Origin of the sequence: Chromobacterium sp. Rain0013 (genome assembly GCF_015291765.1) — a bacterium.
Lineage (GTDB): Bacteria > Pseudomonadota > Gammaproteobacteria > Burkholderiales > Chromobacteriaceae > Chromobacterium > Chromobacterium haemolyticum.
The window spans coordinates 4,596,416-4,612,113 of the sequence record NZ_CP031514.1; the positions used below are offsets into that span (position 1 = coordinate 4,596,416).

11 protein-coding genes are annotated in these 15,698 nt (G+C 62.1%); 6 read left to right on the forward strand and 5 right to left on the reverse strand.

The features are described 5' to 3' along the window. Window positions 1–13: 13 nt before the first annotated feature. On the reverse strand, window positions 14–3,277 hold the full coding sequence (locus tag DXT74_RS21050) for an EAL domain-containing protein (RefSeq protein ID WP_231138236.1): 3,264 nt from the start codon (window positions 3,275–3,277) through the stop codon (window positions 14–16). 312 nt (window positions 3,278–3,589) lie between these two features. Here DXT74_RS21050 and mfd point away from each other — a divergent pair, with 312 nt between their 5' ends. After that, entirely contained in the window at window positions 3,590–6,994 is a 3,405-nt protein-coding gene (gene mfd, locus DXT74_RS21055; protein WP_194426938.1) for a transcription-repair coupling factor, read from the forward strand. A gap of 492 nt (window positions 6,995–7,486) precedes the next feature. Beyond that, window positions 7,487–8,839 carry an exodeoxyribonuclease VII large subunit gene (gene xseA, locus DXT74_RS21060; RefSeq protein ID WP_194426939.1) on the forward strand — a complete coding sequence of 451 codons (1,353 nt, stop codon included), beginning with the start codon at window positions 7,487–7,489 and terminating at the stop codon, window positions 8,837–8,839. 264 nt (window positions 8,840–9,103) lie between these two features. Here the strand turns inward: xseA and DXT74_RS21065 are convergent, their stop codons facing one another. Then, window positions 9,104–9,661, reverse strand: coding sequence for a GNAT family N-acetyltransferase (locus tag DXT74_RS21065; RefSeq protein ID WP_194426940.1), 558 nt, complete (start codon window positions 9,659–9,661; stop codon window positions 9,104–9,106). Window positions 9,662–9,919: 258 nt separating this feature from the next. Here DXT74_RS21065 and DXT74_RS21070 point away from each other — a divergent pair, with 258 nt between their 5' ends. Beyond that, window positions 9,920–10,687: a hypothetical protein gene (locus DXT74_RS21070; RefSeq protein ID WP_194426941.1), complete on the forward strand. Its 768-nt coding sequence runs from the start codon at window positions 9,920–9,922 to the stop codon at window positions 10,685–10,687. 98 nt (window positions 10,688–10,785) lie between these two features. Here DXT74_RS21070 and DXT74_RS21075 read toward each other — a convergent pair whose 3' ends face one another. Further along, window positions 10,786–11,298, reverse strand: coding sequence for a GNAT family N-acetyltransferase (locus tag DXT74_RS21075; protein WP_194426942.1), 513 nt, complete (start codon window positions 11,296–11,298; stop codon window positions 10,786–10,788). 169 nt (window positions 11,299–11,467) lie between these two features. Here DXT74_RS21075 and DXT74_RS21080 point away from each other — a divergent pair, with 169 nt between their 5' ends. Beyond that, complete coding sequence (locus tag DXT74_RS21080) at window positions 11,468–11,872, forward strand: SgcJ/EcaC family oxidoreductase (protein ID WP_194426943.1); 405 nt, start codon at window positions 11,468–11,470, stop codon at window positions 11,870–11,872. 153 nt (window positions 11,873–12,025) lie between these two features. Continuing rightward, the gene (locus DXT74_RS21085; protein ID WP_194426944.1) at window positions 12,026–12,685 is read left to right on the forward strand and encodes a hypothetical protein; all 660 of its coding nucleotides are present in this window, start codon (window positions 12,026–12,028) and stop codon (window positions 12,683–12,685) included. A gap of 92 nt (window positions 12,686–12,777) precedes the next feature. Here DXT74_RS21085 and DXT74_RS21090 read toward each other — a convergent pair whose 3' ends face one another. Next, window positions 12,778–13,119, reverse strand: coding sequence for a DUF6616 family protein (locus tag DXT74_RS21090; protein ID WP_043632398.1), 342 nt, complete (start codon window positions 13,117–13,119; stop codon window positions 12,778–12,780). A 271-nt stretch (window positions 13,120–13,390) separates the two neighbouring features. Between DXT74_RS21090 and DXT74_RS21095 the strand changes: the two genes are divergently transcribed. Beyond that, on the forward strand, window positions 13,391–13,840 hold the full coding sequence (locus DXT74_RS21095) for a hypothetical protein (protein WP_143330138.1): 450 nt from the start codon (window positions 13,391–13,393) through the stop codon (window positions 13,838–13,840). 61 nt (window positions 13,841–13,901) lie between these two features. Here the strand turns inward: DXT74_RS21095 and DXT74_RS21100 are convergent, their stop codons facing one another. Further along, window positions 13,902–15,299 (reverse strand): amino acid permease, encoded by a 1,398-nt coding sequence (locus tag DXT74_RS21100; protein WP_043592678.1) that lies wholly within the window; start codon window positions 15,297–15,299, stop codon window positions 13,902–13,904. Window positions 15,300–15,698: the final 399 nt, after the last annotated feature.

Sequence of the window (15,698 nt, forward strand, 5' to 3'; positions counted from 1 at the left end):
AACCGGCTTGCTTTCAGCTGCCCAGCACGTCCACGCCGGACATCAGCTCCAGTTGCCGCTGCTCGCCCACGGCGACGATGCCGGCCAGCAAGGCAGGCAATTCTGCCGCCGGCACCGGGCGGCCGAAATGATAGCCCTGCAACAAGGCGCAACCCTTGCTGGTAAGGAATTGCGCCTGGCGCTCGCTCTCCACCCCCTCCGCCACCACCTGGAATTGCAGCTTGCGCGCCATCGCCAGGATGGCCTCGGCGATGGCGGCGTTGTCGCCGTCGTCCGGCAAGCCTTCGACGAAGGATTGGTCAATCTTCAAGGTGTCCAGCGGGAAACGCTTCAGATTGGACAATGAGGAATAACCCGTGCCGAAATCATCGATGGACAAGCCCACGCCCAAGGCCTTCAACTCGCCCAGTTGGCGCACCGCCTCCACCGGGTTGAGCATGATCATGCTTTCGGTGATTTCCAGCTCCAGCCGCGCGGCGGACAGGCCCGCGGCCCTCAGCGCGTCCGCCACCTTGAATGGCAGCATCTGCTGTTCAAACTGGCGCGCGGACAGGTTTACCGCCAGCCGCGGCACCGACAAGCCCTGGCGGTCCCAAGCCGCCAATTGGCGGCAGGCCTCTTGCAGCACCCAGTCTCCGATGGGCTTGATCAGGCCGGTTTCCTCGGCCAGCGGAATGAAGCGGCCCGGAGACACCAAACCCAGTTGGGGATGGCGCCAGCGGATCAGCGCCTCCGCGCCCAGCACCTGGCGGCTGACAGCATCCACCTGCGGCTGGTAGTGCAGCTCCAGTTCGCCCCGCTCCAAGGCCAGGCGCAAACCGTTCTCCAACAGCAGGCGTTCGAAGGTCTGGGTGTTCATTTCCGCGGCAAAGAACTGATAGGTGTTCTTGCCCGCCTCCTTGGCGCGGTACATCGCCACGTCCGCGTTCTTGAGCAGGGTCTGGGCGTCGGTGCCGTCGTTGGGGTAGACGCTGATGCCTATGCTGCCGGTAACGTAGACCTCGTGATTTTCCAGCCGCAGCGGCTGGCCCAGCGCCGCCAGCGTGTCCTCCGCGGCAGCCACCAAGGCGGCGGCGTCCTTGAACCCTGTCATCACCAGAGTGAACTCGTCGCCGCCCAGCCGCGCCAGCAGGCCGCGCGCGCCCACCGCCCGCTGCAAGCGCAATGCCGTCTCGCGCAACAATTCGTCGCCGGCCTGATGGCCGAAGGAGTCGTTGATCAGCTTGAAGCGGTCCAGGTCGATGAACATCACCGCAAGCGAGCCGCTGACGCAATCCAGGCTGATGATGGCTTCATCCAGCCGCGCGGTCAGACTGCTGCGGTTGGGCAGCTGCGTCAGCGGATCGTGATTGGCCAGGAACTGCAAGCGTTCCTCGGATTGCTTGCGCAAGGTGATGTCGGAAAACACCGCCACATAATTGCTGAGCGCGCCGCCGGCGTCGCGCACCGCCGAAATCGCCAGCTCCGCCGGATACCACTCGCCGCTCTTGCGGCGGTCCAGCATCTCGCCCTGCCAATGGCCGCCGCCCGCCAGCGCTTCCAGCATCGCCTGCCGGCCCAGCAGCTTCTGATCCCCAAAGATGCGCGACACCTTCCCCAGCGCCTCGGCCTCCGTGTAACCGGTGATCCGACTGAAAGCGTGGTTGACCGCGATGATGCGCGCCTCGGCGTCCATCAGCAGAATGCCTTCCGCCGAGTTTTCAAACACCTTGGCAGCCAGCCGCAGATTGGCGTCCGCCGCCAGCCGTTCGGAAATATCCATCACCACGCCGATGATGGCTTTCTTGCCCTCGTAATCGAACAAGCGGCTGTGAATCTCCACATCCACCACCACGCCGTCCTTACGCACCGCGCGGGTGCCGTATTGCAGCACCGCGATGTTCTCGCGGTAGCGCTTGACGATTTGCTGGCGGATGCGCGCCGCCTCGCCCGGCACCAGCAACAGATCCATCGCCATGCCTTCCAGCTCCTTGGGCTGATAACCCACAATGGCCGCCAGCTTGGGGTTGGCGTAGATCAGCTTCTCGTCCTGCAAGATGTAAATGCCCACCAGCGATTGCTCCACCAGCGCGCGGTAACGCTCCTCCGCCTCCCGCTTGGCCTTTTGTTCCTGGCGGGTCTGAGTGATGTCGGTGTCCACGCTGCCCACCCCGGCCGGGCGGCCATGAGCGTCGAACAGGGGAAACTTGGTGACCAGCAAATGGCTAAGCACCCCATTGAACAGGAAGCTCTCTTCAAACTGGCGCGGCTCCAGGCAGGACAGCACCACCGCGTCCTGCGCGCGGATTTGCGCGGCGTCCGCCGCGTCGAACAGCTCTTCCACCGTCAAGCCCTGCATACCCTGCGGCGAGCGGCCCACCCGACGCGCATAAGCGGCGTTGGCCAACAGAAAGCTGCCGTCCAGCCCCTTCAGCGACATCATATTGGGGCTGTTGTTGACCAGGGATTCCACCCTGGCGCGAAATTCACGCAACGCGCTCTCGTTCTGGCGATGGCCATCGGCCAACACCGATACCAGCAGAGTCGCGCAACTCAAGGCCAAGGTCAGCGCCACCTCGCTGGCGCCGTTGAGCACGCTGGCGTGCATGGTCAACTCCGGCGCCAGCACGTACAGCGACAGCAGACCGAGCACCCAGACGCCAACCAGCGCCGCGCCGCGGAAACCCACGCGGAATGCCGCCCACAACATAAGAGGAAAGAACACCAGTTGGCAGGGCAGCGAATAAGCGAGGCTACTGCCCAACAGGCTAAGCCACGCCACGCTGGCCAAAGCCAGGATCAGGCCGGTTTCCAACACCTGACGCCGCGTCGGCGTTGCGCCGGACGCATACAAGGCCGGCGGCACGCACAAGGACAGGGCCAGACCGGACACGCCCCAAGCCTGCGCCGCCCACGACCACAAACCCTCCATGCCGAACCAGCGCCATCCGGCGCCGGCGGCCAAACCGGCCAGCAGCACCGACGGATAGCAGGCCAAGCGCAGCAGCAGCCGCAATAAGTCCGCCGGCTGACGCACCGCCAGCCCTCCGCGCAAGCCGGCCGCGTACAGACCGGGCGCCAACGCGTACAGGCTGATCAGCAGCAGAGCGGCCCATTGCGGTGACGACCATTGAGCGGCCAGGGCGGCGGCGGCCACCGGCCACCACCAGGACTGCCGCCAGCCGCGACGCAAAAGACGATAACTCCATACGCCGTGAGCCAGAAAGGCCGCCAGCGAAAACCCCAATACCGGCTCGCGCGGCCAGAATGCCGTGCACGCCAAAAACCCGAGAAACACCGCCGCGTCCCGGCAAGCCGATCCGACTGTCACACCACCCCGCCCCCGTTCGCGCCGGCGCTCTGCCGCGCGCCGCAATTAACTTTGCATTAAAAAATCAAATGCATATATGCCAAATGAAAAACAAAACCACCCGACTGACATACAATATATGCAATTGCCGGATGCAGCCAGACAATGCCGATGAAAATATTCACCCCGCCGAACACAAGCCGCGCCGACCTTGCGCAAGCCCAGCGAACGGCGCGCGGCGGACGGCTGCTATAATCCCGAAACCGCCAAGCCCGAAACCGCCAAAACTAGTGAAGCAGCATGTTGGATAATCTCCCGCGGATACCTCCCGCCAGTCAGAAAACTCGTCACGGACGCCTGCCCGCCGGGCTGGACGCCAACATCGTCGCCCGCCTCGCAGCCCAGCGGCGTCCGCTGCTCATCCTCGCCGCCGACGCGCAATCCGCCCAACGCCTGCAAGCCGAGGCCCCATTCTTTGCGCCCTCGCTGCGCGTGGCGCTGCTGCCGGACTGGGAAACCCTGCCCTACGACCACTTCTCCCCCCACGGCGAACTGGTCAGCGAACGGCTGGCCACCTTGTGGCAGATCCATCAGCGCGAATGCGATGTGATCATCGCCCCGGTCGGCACTGCGATGACACGGCTGGCGCCGATAAGCTATTTGCTGGGACGCACCTTTTTCCTGCAAGCCAAGCAGCGGCTGGACGTGGAGCAGCTGCGCGCCAATATGGTCACCGCCGGCTACCACCACGTCACTCAGGTGATGGCCCCGGGAGAATTCTCCATCCGCGGCGGCTTGATCGATCTGTTCCCAATGGGCTCGGCGCTGCCTTACCGCATCGATCTGTTCGACGACGAAATCGACAGCCTGCGCACCTTCGATCCGGACAACCAGCGTACCCTGTACCCGGTACCGGAAATCCGGATGCTGCCGGCGCGCGAGTACCCGGCGGATGAAAGCGGCGTCACCGCCTTCCGCCAGCGCTACCGCGAACGCATCGAAGGCGACCCCAGCAAAAGCCGCATCTATAAAGACGTCTCTCAAGGCCTGTGGCCGGCCGGCATCGAATACTTCCTGCCGCTGTTCTTCGACGACACCGCCACTCTGTTCGACTACTTGGGCGACGACGCGCTGATTGTGTTGCACCATGATGTGCAACACGCCGCCAATGTCTTCTGGCAAGACGTGGAAAGCCGCTACGACATGGCGCGCGGCGATCTGGAACGCCCGGTACTGCCGCCGGCCGACATTTTCCTGCGCCCGGACGAACTGATGGCGCGGCTCAAACCCTACGCCCGCATCGAACTGGCCGGCGACGGCGAACTCGCGGAAGGCTGCGCTCCTCTGCCGGAGCTGGCGGTGGAACGCCGTGCCGAGCAGCCTCTGCATAAGCTGGACGCTTTCATCCACAGCGGCCGTCAGCGCATCCTGATTACCGTGGAAAGCCTGGGCCGCCGCGAAACCGTCCACCAGTTCCTGCAAGAGCACGGCATTAAGCCGCGCCCGGTGGACGGCTGGGCCGAATTCATCGCCGGCGACATGCCGCTGGCGCTCTGCGTGGCACCGCTCTACACCGGTTTCGCCCTGCCCGGCGCCGGCATCGCCGTAGTCACCGAATCCGAGTTGTACCAGCATGTGGCGCGCAGCCACGCCCGCCGCAAAAGCGCGCGCGCCGGTTCCGACTCCATGCTGCGCGACCTGGCCGAAGTCAAGGCGGGGGATCCGGTGGTGCATGAGCAGCACGGCATCGGCCGCTACGTGGGCCTGGTGTCCATGGACCTGGGCGAAGGCGAAACCGAACTGATGCAACTGGAGTACGCGGACAGCGCCACCCTCTATGTGCCCGTCAGCCAACTGCACCTGATCTCCCGCTACGCGGGCGGCGCGGCTGACCAGATCCACCTGCACAAGCTGGGCAATCCAGCCTGGGAAAAAGCCAAGAAACGCGCCGCGGAAAAAGCCCGCGACACGGCCGCGGAACTGCTCAACCTCTACGCGCAACGCGCCGCGCGGGAAGGCCACAGCTTCAGCCTGTCCCATCAAGACTACGACGCCTTCGCCGCCGGTTTCGGCTTCGAAGAAACCCCGGACCAGGCCAGCGCCATCGAAGCCGTGGTTCAAGACATGTGCTCCGGTAAGCCGATGGACCGGCTGGTCTGCGGCGACGTCGGCTTCGGCAAGACCGAAGTGGCGCTGCGCGCCGCCTTCGTCGCTGTCCTTGGCGGCAAACAGGTGGCAGTGCTGGTGCCCACCACTCTGCTGGCGGAACAGCATTTCCAGAATTTCTCCGACCGCTTTGCCGACTGGCCGGTGAAAATCGCAGAACTCTCCCGCTTCCGCAGCGCCAAGGAAAGCAAGGCTTCGCTGGCCGGCCTGGCCGATGGCAGCGTCGACATCGTCATCGGCACCCACAAGCTGGTGCAGCCGGACATCCAGTTCAAGAATCTGGGCCTGGTCATCATCGACGAGGAGCACCGTTTCGGCGTGCGCCAGAAAGAACAGCTCAAACGGCTGCGCGCCAATGTGGACGTGCTGACGCTGACCGCGACGCCGATTCCGCGCACCCTGTCGATGGCGCTGGAAGGGCTGCGCGACTTCTCCGTCATCGCCACCGCCCCCAGCCGCCGGCTGGCGGTGAAAACCTTCGTCAGCCCGATGGCCAACGGCGTGATACGCGAAGCGGTACTGCGCGAACTCAAGCGCGGCGGCCAGGTGTTCTTCCTGCACAATGAGGTGGACACCATAGAAAACATGCGGGAAAAGCTGGCGGAACTGGTGCCGGAAGCTCGCATTGGCGTGGCCCACGGCCAATTGCGCGAGCGCGAGCTGGAACAAGTGATGCGCGACTTCCTGCAGCAGCGCTTCAATGTGCTGCTGTGCTCTACCATCATTGAAACCGGCATCGACATCCCCAACGCCAACACCATTCTGATCAATCGGGCCGACAAGTTCGGCCTGGCCCAACTGCACCAGCTGCGCGGCCGCGTCGGCCGCAGCCATCACCAGGCCTATGCCTATCTGCTGACCCCGGAAGGCATCACCAAGGACGCGATGAAACGGTTGGAAGCCATCCAGATGTCCGAGGAGCTGGGCGCAGGCTTCTACCTGGCGATGCACGACCTGGAAATCCGCGGCGCCGGCGAGGTGCTGGGCGAAGGCCAATCCGGCGAAATGCAGGAAGTGGGTTTCTCTCTGTTCACCGAAATGCTCAAACAGGCGGTGCGCGACCTCAAAAAAGGACGCACTCCGGACCTAGACGCGCCACTGGGCGTCACCACTGAAATCAATATGCACAGCCCGGCGCTGCTGCCGGACGGTTATTGCCCCGACGTGCACGAACGGCTGGTGCTGTACAAGCGGCTGGCCACCTGCGAGAGCGAGCAGGAAATCGACGACATCCACGAAGAACTGATCGACCGCTTCGGCTTGCCGCCGCAAACCGTCAAGACCCTGATAGACAGCCACCGCCTGCGCCTGCTGGCCAAGCCGCTGGGCGTGCAAAAGCTGGACGCCAGCGAGGTGGCCATCCAGGTTCATTTCGTCAAGAACCCGCCGATAGACCCGATGAAGATCATCCAATTGCTGCAAACCAAGCGCAATTACCGGCTGGCGGGCCAGGACAAGCTGCGCGTGGAGGCCGATATCCAGGACGTGGCGCTGCGCGTGGTCAGGGTCAAGGAACTGCTGAAGGAGCTGAGCTCCTGAACATCTGTTTACGATCTGCTACGCGTCGGCGATACGGCGTTGCGGCGGATCGTGAACCAAGCCCCAAAAAGGAAAATTCCGGGCTCTGCCTAAACGCGGACAGGGAAATCCAAAAGCATAACCGGCCAACAAAGCCAACCCGCCGGCATCCGGTTCGGATGAAAGAAGAAAGCGCTTACTTGAGCAATATCAAGACAAACGAGGACAGCGACTCTGAGGGAAAAGGCCTTGTCCCTTGTTTTTACAGGAAAAACTATTGTCACATGATTGAAACGGAAAACCCTGTGGATAACTTTGTTGATAAAACTGTGCAAATATGCTCTCAAGCCAAGCACCAAGCCGTTTTTAGGCTCAGCCCTCCCTGGATAAGAAAACAATCAAGTTATTGATTTTATTGAATTTTTTAGAGATATCAAACGCTACGCAAGCCAAGACTCAACTCGCTTTAGCTGAAAATATTTTCCACCCCCCGCTGTGGATCACTTGACAACCATGTTTTTTACCACACCCCAGAACGACGTCATCAGCGTCTCCTCCCTCAACCGCATGGCGCGCGATCTGCTGGAAAGCGGACTGCCGCCGATGTGGATAGGCGGAGAGATTTCCAACCTCACCCTGGCCGCGTCCGGACACGCCTATTTCTCCTTGAAAGACGGCGGCGCCCAAGTGCGTTGCGTGATGTTTCGCGGCAAAGTGTCGCAACTGCCCTTCCGCCCGGCGGAAGGCATGCAGGTGGAGCTCAAGGGCACCGTCACCCTGTACGAGGCACGCGGCGATTTCCAGATCAACGTCGATCAGATGCGTTCCGCCGGCCTGGGCCGTTTGTACGAGGCTTTTGAAAAGCTCAAGGCCAAGCTGCAGGCGGAAGGCTTGTTCAACCCCGCGCACAAGCGCCCGCTGCCGCCGCACCCCGCCGCCATCGGCATCGTCACCTCGCCGGCCGCCGCCGCCTTGCGCGACGTGGTCAGCACCCTGCGCCGCCGCATGCCCGGCATTCCGGTCATTCTCTACCCGGCCCAAGTGCAGGGGGAAGGCTCCGCCCAGCAAGTGGCCGACGCCATCCGGCGCGCCGGCGAGCGGCGCGAAGTGGACGTGCTCATCGTTTGCCGCGGCGGCGGCAGCATCGAAGACCTGTGGTCGTTCAACGAAGAAATCGTCGCCCGCGCCGTGGCCGCCAGCCCCATTCCCACCGTCAGCGGCGTCGGCCACGAAACCGACTTCACCATCTGCGACTTCGTGGCCGACAAGCGAGCGCCCACGCCCACCGCCGCAGCGGAGCTGGTCTCCCCCAGCCGCGAGCACCTGAGTACTCAGCTCGAAACCGCCAAGCGCGGGCTGGAGCGCGCGCTCGGCCGCTTGCTCACCGACAAGTCTCAGCAACTGGACTACCTTGCGCGCCGGCTAGCTCACCCGGGCGAAAAGCTGCAACGCCAGCGCGAGGCGCTCCAGCGTCAGCAAGAGCGGCTGCAACGCCGGCTGAGCGGTCTGTTTGAACAACGGCGCTGGGCGCTGCAACTGGCGGACAGCAAGTTGCAACGCCGTCGGCCGGACCTGGCGCATGCAGTCCAAGCCATGGACCGTTTGCAAACCCGGTTGCAACGCGCGCGCCAGGACCTGCTCAACCGGCAAACTCAGAAGCTGGACACCCTGGCCGCCACCCTGCTGGCGCTCAACCCTGAAGCGGTGCTGGCCCGCGGCTACGCCATCGTGCAAAAACAGGACGGCACCGCGGTCAAATCCCCGGAAGAGCTGCGCAACCGCGAGCGAGTCTCCCTGCGCCTGGCCGAAGGCAGCACCGAAGCGCTGATCGATCATCCGCAAGGCGCGCAGCCCAGCTTGTTCTGAGAACCTGTTCTAAGAGCCTGTTCACGATCTCGCGAGCAAGAGCGAGACAAGGCGAAAACGAGCGAAAAAGCGGAATGTACGAGTGGTACATGAGCATTTTGAGCTTGTTTTTAACGCCGTATCGCCGCAGCGCAGCAGATCGTGAACAGGTTCTAAGACTCGCTCTTGCTAGCGAGACTTTGCACAGGCCCTAAGTCCTAGCGCCGTCAACGCGGCCAAAAGCGAATGGGGTAATGACCCCATTCGTGACCGCGCCGGTGCCGCTTAAAAATATCCCAGCGGCCGCTCGGCCAAGGCGAGCAGCACGTCTTCCCACAGTTCCGGCGCGCATCGCGCCATCCCCACCGCCTTGCCATGCGCTTGCAAAGACTGTGGCAGGGGCATGAAACCCAAACGCTGATAAAACCGCCATTCAATATCCGCGAACAACAAGAACACCTCTACCCGGCAATGCCGCCGATATCCTGCGAGCAGGCCGTTCAAGGCCAGGCTGGCACAACCCTGGCCACGCCATTCAGGCCCCGTGGCCACCGACCCCAAACCCAATGTCACCCGTCCCGCCAGTCGCGGCAGCTGATAAGCAATCGCCGAACAGAGCAAGCCGCCGCCCGCGTCCGCCAACACATGCCAGCGGCCGCGCTGGTATTTGCGCGAATCGCGACACAAACGCAGGTAGTCGGCCTCGGAGCATCCCTCGCCCCAGGCATCCTTCCCCATCAGGTAAACCGCCTCCATCTCCGACATGGCGGCCGACCGCAAGGTCAAACCGTCGCGGCTCTGTGCCGGCAAGGCCGGCGCCGGGCGTAGCCAGTCAAACGCCATCCGCCCACCTCCCCATCTAAAAACCCACGAAGAATGACTTTGGATTTTCATATCCGCCATATTTACGCAAGGAAGCTTGAACTGTGCTAGCATCCGGCGCGGCAAAACGCCCATACGCGTCCCGCCCATCCATCTTGAGCCTGTTCTAAAGTCTCGCGAGCTAGGGCGAGACGAGGCGAAAACCAACGCCCCTTTCTATCCATCCCGCCGAAGCGCGGCTGACTTTGAACAGGCTCTTACCGCCGTCAGGGAAGCTTCATGTCGCCAGTACACAAATGGGAAATCACCGTCGCCGCCGGCGGCTATTACCCCGATCTCGCCCACAACTTCTTCGGCAACGACATCGATCTGGGCTATGAAAACGATCACATCGGCATGCAGTTCTACGCCTATTCCCGCCATATCGACGACCTGGACGATCCCGAGCACGTATCCCAACGTCTCTACAGCCTGCAGCTGCTGCTCAACGGCGCCCTGCGCGCCACCACTGGCGATATCAACAGCATGCCGATCCAGTTTCTGGGTTTCAGCGCCTACGAGGACGGCGGCTTTCACTCCATCAGCGCTCAGCAGATAGAAGAAGACCCGTTCAGCCGCAACCCCAGAATCGACCAGGTCCACACCCGTTACGAAAACCCGCGCCAACGCTACCCGTCCTACCTACTCTACCTGTGCAAGCGAGATCCCGATTTACGCGACCTGCTATTCCTGCTGGGCCTGATATCCACCTGCACCACGCTGGAAAAAGTGCTGACCTGGGGCACCTTGTACAAGATACTGGACAGCGTCAAACACCATGCCAAGTCCATAGGCGCCGCCATTGACACCTTCGCCGACCCGGAGCAGCTCAGCCTGTTCACCGCCGCCTGCAACAACACCAGCATCCTCGGCATCTACGCCCGGCACGGCGCCTCGGAAAACCCGCCGCCCAAGCGCGTGATGACCGACATCACCGAAGCCAGCACGCTGATCGCCGGCATGACCGCGCGCTTTTGCCGCAGCTATATCGCGGCGAAACACCCTTGAACCGGTTCACGATCGTTTATCAGTGCCTTGAAGCGTTGCGCAGAACATCTTGGGTCCGACACGTCCAGGGGCCAAATGTTGGCTAGCCAGAAACTTCGCTAGAGCGCCTTGTCCATCTCCCGGCAGTCCATTTCCACGCCATCGGCCAGCGGCTGGCGCGCCGCCGCGCCCAGCCTATACCCCATGGCCAGGTAAAAGCCCAATGCGTTCAGCGATGCCTTGAGCGTGACGCGGGCACAGCCGGTTTCCCTCACCGTCTCTTCCGCCGCGCCAAGCAAGCGTTGGCCCAAGCCCAGGCCGATGCAGGCCGGGTCCACGTACAACGCCTGCAACAAACCCTGTTCCGGCGCGCAGATGGCGAAACCGCCCAAGCGCCCCTCGGCCGCAGCCAGCAGCACCCGACGTTCCGGAGTGGCAATCGTCTGCCGCATCCACGCGGCGCGCGCGGGACTGGGCGGCGGCGACCAGGCTGCGCGCACTGACGACGAGTAGAACGATGGCGCTATCGCCTGCACCGCGCGGAAATGTAGCCGGATCAAACCTTCGGCATCCTCCGCCAGCGCGGAACGGATTTGAAACAGCGACGGTGATTCGGAGTGAAGCAAGGACATGGCGATACCGGGAGCGAATGAGCGATGAACCTCACCCTAAGGCAAGCCGCCACATACGGCAACGCCACTTGCATTGTCTCCCCCTTGCCACCGGACGCTTGCGGCAATGACGTCTGCGTTTCTATGATTAGCCGGAGCAAGGACCCCATCCCCATCAAGGAGCCCGGACATGCAACAAGCGCACAGCGCTTTTGAACAACTGCTGGCGGCTTATGGCGCCGCGGTGTTCGCCAAGGATGCCGCGGCGTTCGCCGCCCTATACAGCGACGATGTGCATGTGTTCGATATATGGGAGCGGGATTCTCTGCGCGGCATCGCCGCCTGGCGCAGCATGGCCGAGCAGTGGTTTCAGTCACTGGGGGAGAACAGGGTTCAAGTCAGCGCGCAGGCAATCGAGTCCTGTGAAAACGCGGAACTGGCCATAGGCCACGCGCTGCTGACCTATACCGCCCTGTCGCCGACGGGGGAAACGCTCAGGTCGCTGAGCAACCGCATCAGCATGGGCTTGCGTCGCGAGCAGGGCCAGTGGAAGGTATTTCATGAACATAGCTCCTTGCCGGGGCGACAGGAATAAGCCCGCGGCCGCGCATGGCCACCGTCTGCTCTTTAGCACAGGAGCCAAAACATTTTCCTGGTCTAGGTTTAGTGGGCGCCGGGCGCCACCTATTCAATACGAATAAGCGCCCTCGCATCCTCTATCACCGGTTTCATTAGCCAGGAGAAAATCATGGCGCCGTTTCCTACCAAAGTCAGCCAGGTCCGCATTTACCCCTATATCCCGAATTCGCTCATCGTCGTGCCCGCGGTGTTCACCGGCGGCGCGGGCACCTACTCGGTGGGCACCCTGGGAAGGAATGTGTTTTACAACCTCGATCTGACTTCGGGCGAGCCTCAGCACGGCGGCGTCCATTCGGGCAACCGCTACTACGCCATCTGCACCAATCCGGAAGGCAGCGAGTTCACCACCATGTGGCTGACTTGCCTCCAGGGCGGAGAAACGCCCAGATTCGGCCGCACCATCACCCATGGCCGCCCGCGGCCGCAGGTGCGCGACGACGCCGATCTCCATGAGGATATCGCTTACCAGATCCACCTGAACGACGTGTCGGTCAGCGCTTACATCCCGCCCAACGAGCCGCTATCGATTCCGCTGATTGAAAACGGCAAGGGCATCGCCACCTTTGCCGGCCTGCTGCCCGGCGGCATGTGGTCGGTGACCGTGGCAGGCGGGGAGCGGCCAAACCACCTGCAAGAAGGCATGACCGTCACCATCGCCGGCACCAATGTCGCCACCGGCAAGCCCTTCCACATTCCAGCGGTCTTCGAGACCAAGGAAACCGGCGATCCCGCCGAGTTCGTGGAATGGCGCGTGCTGCGGGAACTGTAAGCGGACGAAACGGCCGGCTGTCCGCCGGCCGCCTTTGACGTCTCTTTGCGGACGGCAGCTTAAGCTGTCGTCCGCAACGGTTTCCAAAGCGCTTACTTGACTTGCAGCAGGTCCGCCAGATGGACGTCCACGCCGCCGGCCGCGCCCACCGCGTTGACGTGGTCGAAATAGTCGTACCAACCGCTGGCGCGAATGCCTGCCAGCATCGCCTCACAGGCCTCTTGGTTCGGCAGGCTCCACACCCCCAGAAAACGATAGGGCGCAGCCTGATCGGCGTCGGCGGCGATCTGGCTTAAAGTCAGCAATTGAATACCCAGGCCGGGCAGCGCCTCCATATTGGTTTTGATCTGGTCCAGAAAGTCGGTGCGATGCAAAAAACTCAAAGCCAGCCAAGCCGGCTTTGGACTGTACAGTTCCACCAGATAGTGCGCCATTGAGGATCTCCATGAGTATGAACAACCGAAGCCGCGTTCTGCGATTAAGCCCCGCTCAGCTTCGCATGTCATTGCGTCTTATTGCCAGCTGAAAAACTTTGATGTTATAAAAAGCATCCGACCGCTCCCATTAAATTTTCGGTGAGCGGCTCACAGCCACCGCGGCTACCGCCGCGTCAGCCATATCCCCAACAAGAGCATTCCGCGCGCCTTGTCTGCCTGGCAGCAGCCGAGCGTCAGCGGCATTGCCACCGCAGGACAAAGATTCATCATGCAGTGTAGACACGCCCTATTCCTGTCGCTGGCCGCCTTGAGCGCGAGCCTGACGGCGGCTCCCCTGCCTTCTTACGACTTCGCCTTGAAAGATCCGTGGGACGCTCGCGTCAAGCCGTCAATGAAGCCGACGGATAAAAAGAACAAGCCGCTCAAGTTCAAAAGCGCGGTGCAGTTGAAAGACCTGGACGCCGGCCCGGATTTTTCGGTCAAAGCGGATCTGAACACACCCAGCTTGCGGGAACGGATGCAAAGAGAGCAGATGCAGCATTGCATCGGCATCAACCCGCCTCCGGGCTGCCCCAGCGTCGGCTTCAACCCGCTGCCGCGTTGCTTCGGCCAGAGCAACTGCGAACAACACGCGCCCCCGCCGGCTTATCCGCTCAGCGGCCCCACCCGGCAGCAGCCGGGCGATTACTCGCTGCGCGGCAGCTGGCTGCCGCGTTGAGACGCAAAAAAACCCGCTCCTTGCGAGCGGGTTTTTCATTGCGGCTGGAAACGGGCAAACGTCAGCGGGCGTTTTGCGCCAGCCGCGCCACTTCCTCGGCGCTGCGCTTGTGGTAGCCCAGCAGATAGTAGGCCACCACAAGGAAGGCCAGCCAACCCGGGCCAATAATCAAGGCGATGCGAGTGTCCGGGAAGTAAGCCATCAAGCCCACCACCAGGATCAAGAACCCCATGGCGATGTAAGAACCATACGGCCAGAACGGCATCTTGTAGGCCAGCGCCGCCAACTGCTCGCGGCTCAGAGTGCGGCGGAAGCGCAGCTGGGCCAGCAAAATGATCACCCAGGTCCAGATCGCCCCAAAGGTGGAAATCGCGGTCAGCCAGGTGAAAACCTCCTTGGGCGCCAGGTAGTTGAGCAGCACGCCCATCAGCAGCGCGAATACCGACATCAGCAACGCGAATACCGGCACGCCCTGGCGCGACACCTTGGCGAACACAGGCAGCGCCTGCTGTTGCTGAGCCAGGTTGTACAACATGCGGCCGGTGCTGAAAATCCCGCTATTGCACGAAGACAGCGCGGCGGTGAGCACCACGAAGTTGATGATGCCGGCGGCGGCCGGGATTCCCAACTGCTCGAAAGTCAGCACGAAGGGGCTGCCGCGGGTACCCAGTTCATTCCACGGGTAAATGGCCAAAATGACAAACAGCGCGCCGATGTAGAAGATCAGAATGCGCCAGAACACCGAATCCACTGCGCGTGCCAGCGCTTTCTTGGGGTTTTTGGCTTCGCCGGCGGTCAGTCCCAGCATTTCCACGCCCAAATAAGCGAACATCACCATTTGCAGCGACATCAGCACGCCGCTGAAGCCGTTGGGCATGAAGCCGCCGTGACTCCACAGATTGGAGATGCCGGTGGCCACTCCGCCATGGCCCAGACCGAACACGATCATGCCCAGGCCGCCGATGATCATCAGCACAATGGTGACGATCTTGATCAGCGCGAACCAGAACTCGAATTCGCCATAGGCCTTGACCGCGATGAAGTTAACGCCGCCCATGGCCACCAGCGCGGCCAGAGCCCAATACCAGGCTGGAATGTCCGGGAACCAGATGCCCATGTAGACCCCGACGGCGGTGATTTCCGCCATGCAAGTCACCAGCCACAGGAACCAATAGTTCCAGCCGGTCAGGTAGCCGGCCAAGGGGCCGAGGTAATCCAGCGCGTAACGGCTGAACGACCCGGCCACCGGATTATGGATGGCCATTTCACCCAGCGCTCGCATGATCAGGAAGATGGCAAAGCCGCCTAGGGCGTAAGCCAGCATGATGGCGGGGCCGGCCATTTTGATAGCGGTGGCCGATCCCAGAAACAGGCCGACGCCAATGGTGGCGCCAAGAGCCATGAGGTTGATATGCCGCTCTTCCAGTCCCCTGTGCAGGGAGTCCTGAGCAGGTTGCATAGTTGCTCCTTTAACTGTCTTTGTATTGCGTAAGGGTTGTGGCCTTGGCGCTTATTAACCCGGTTACGATCTGCTGCGCTTCGGCGAGACCGCGTTGAAAACACCCTAAAAATGCTCATGTACCACGAGTACATTCCGCTTTTTCGGACGTTTTCGCCTTGTCTCGCTCTTGCTCGCGAGACCGTAAACACGTTCTTTAGAGCCAGTTCACGATCTCGCGAGAGCATTTCGAAGAGGCACTCACGGTGTAACGCTCCGCAACACCCAGCTGGTCGTAAACAGGTTCAAAGGCAGCGCCGCCGCCGATGTTATGGCTTGGGATTGTCGTTGTGGCCCATAACACATGGGGCAGGAGATTACCTCAAGACCTTTGTCATGTCATGTTTCAGAATATAGCTA

Bases quoted from the DNA above. Each gene is read 5' to 3' on its own strand.
- DXT74_RS21085 (WP_194426944.1), top strand. From the start codon at position 12,026: ATGGCGCCGTTTCCTACCAAAGTCAGCCAGGTCCGCATTTACCCCTAT.
- DXT74_RS21080 (WP_194426943.1), top strand. From the start codon at position 11,468: ATGCAACAAGCGCACAGCGCTTTTGAACAACTGCTGGCGGCTTATGGC.
- DXT74_RS21095 (WP_143330138.1), top strand. From the start codon at position 13,391: ATGCAGTGTAGACACGCCCTATTCCTGTCGCTGGCCGCCTTGAGCGCG.
- DXT74_RS21075 (WP_194426942.1), bottom strand. From the start codon at position 11,298: ATGTCCTTGCTTCACTCCGAATCACCGTCGCTGTTTCAAATCCGTTCC.
- DXT74_RS21090 (WP_043632398.1), bottom strand. From the start codon at position 13,119: ATGGCGCACTATCTGGTGGAACTGTACAGTCCAAAGCCGGCTTGGCTG.
- DXT74_RS21100 (WP_043592678.1), bottom strand. From the start codon at position 15,299: ATGCAACCTGCTCAGGACTCCCTGCACAGGGGACTGGAAGAGCGGCAT.
- DXT74_RS21065 (WP_194426940.1), bottom strand. From the start codon at position 9,661: ATGGCGTTTGACTGGCTACGCCCGGCGCCGGCCTTGCCGGCACAGAGC.
- mfd (WP_194426938.1), top strand. From the start codon at position 3,590: ATGTTGGATAATCTCCCGCGGATACCTCCCGCCAGTCAGAAAACTCGT.
- DXT74_RS21070 (WP_194426941.1), top strand. From the start codon at position 9,920: ATGTCGCCAGTACACAAATGGGAAATCACCGTCGCCGCCGGCGGCTAT.
- xseA (WP_194426939.1), top strand. From the start codon at position 7,487: ATGTTTTTTACCACACCCCAGAACGACGTCATCAGCGTCTCCTCCCTC.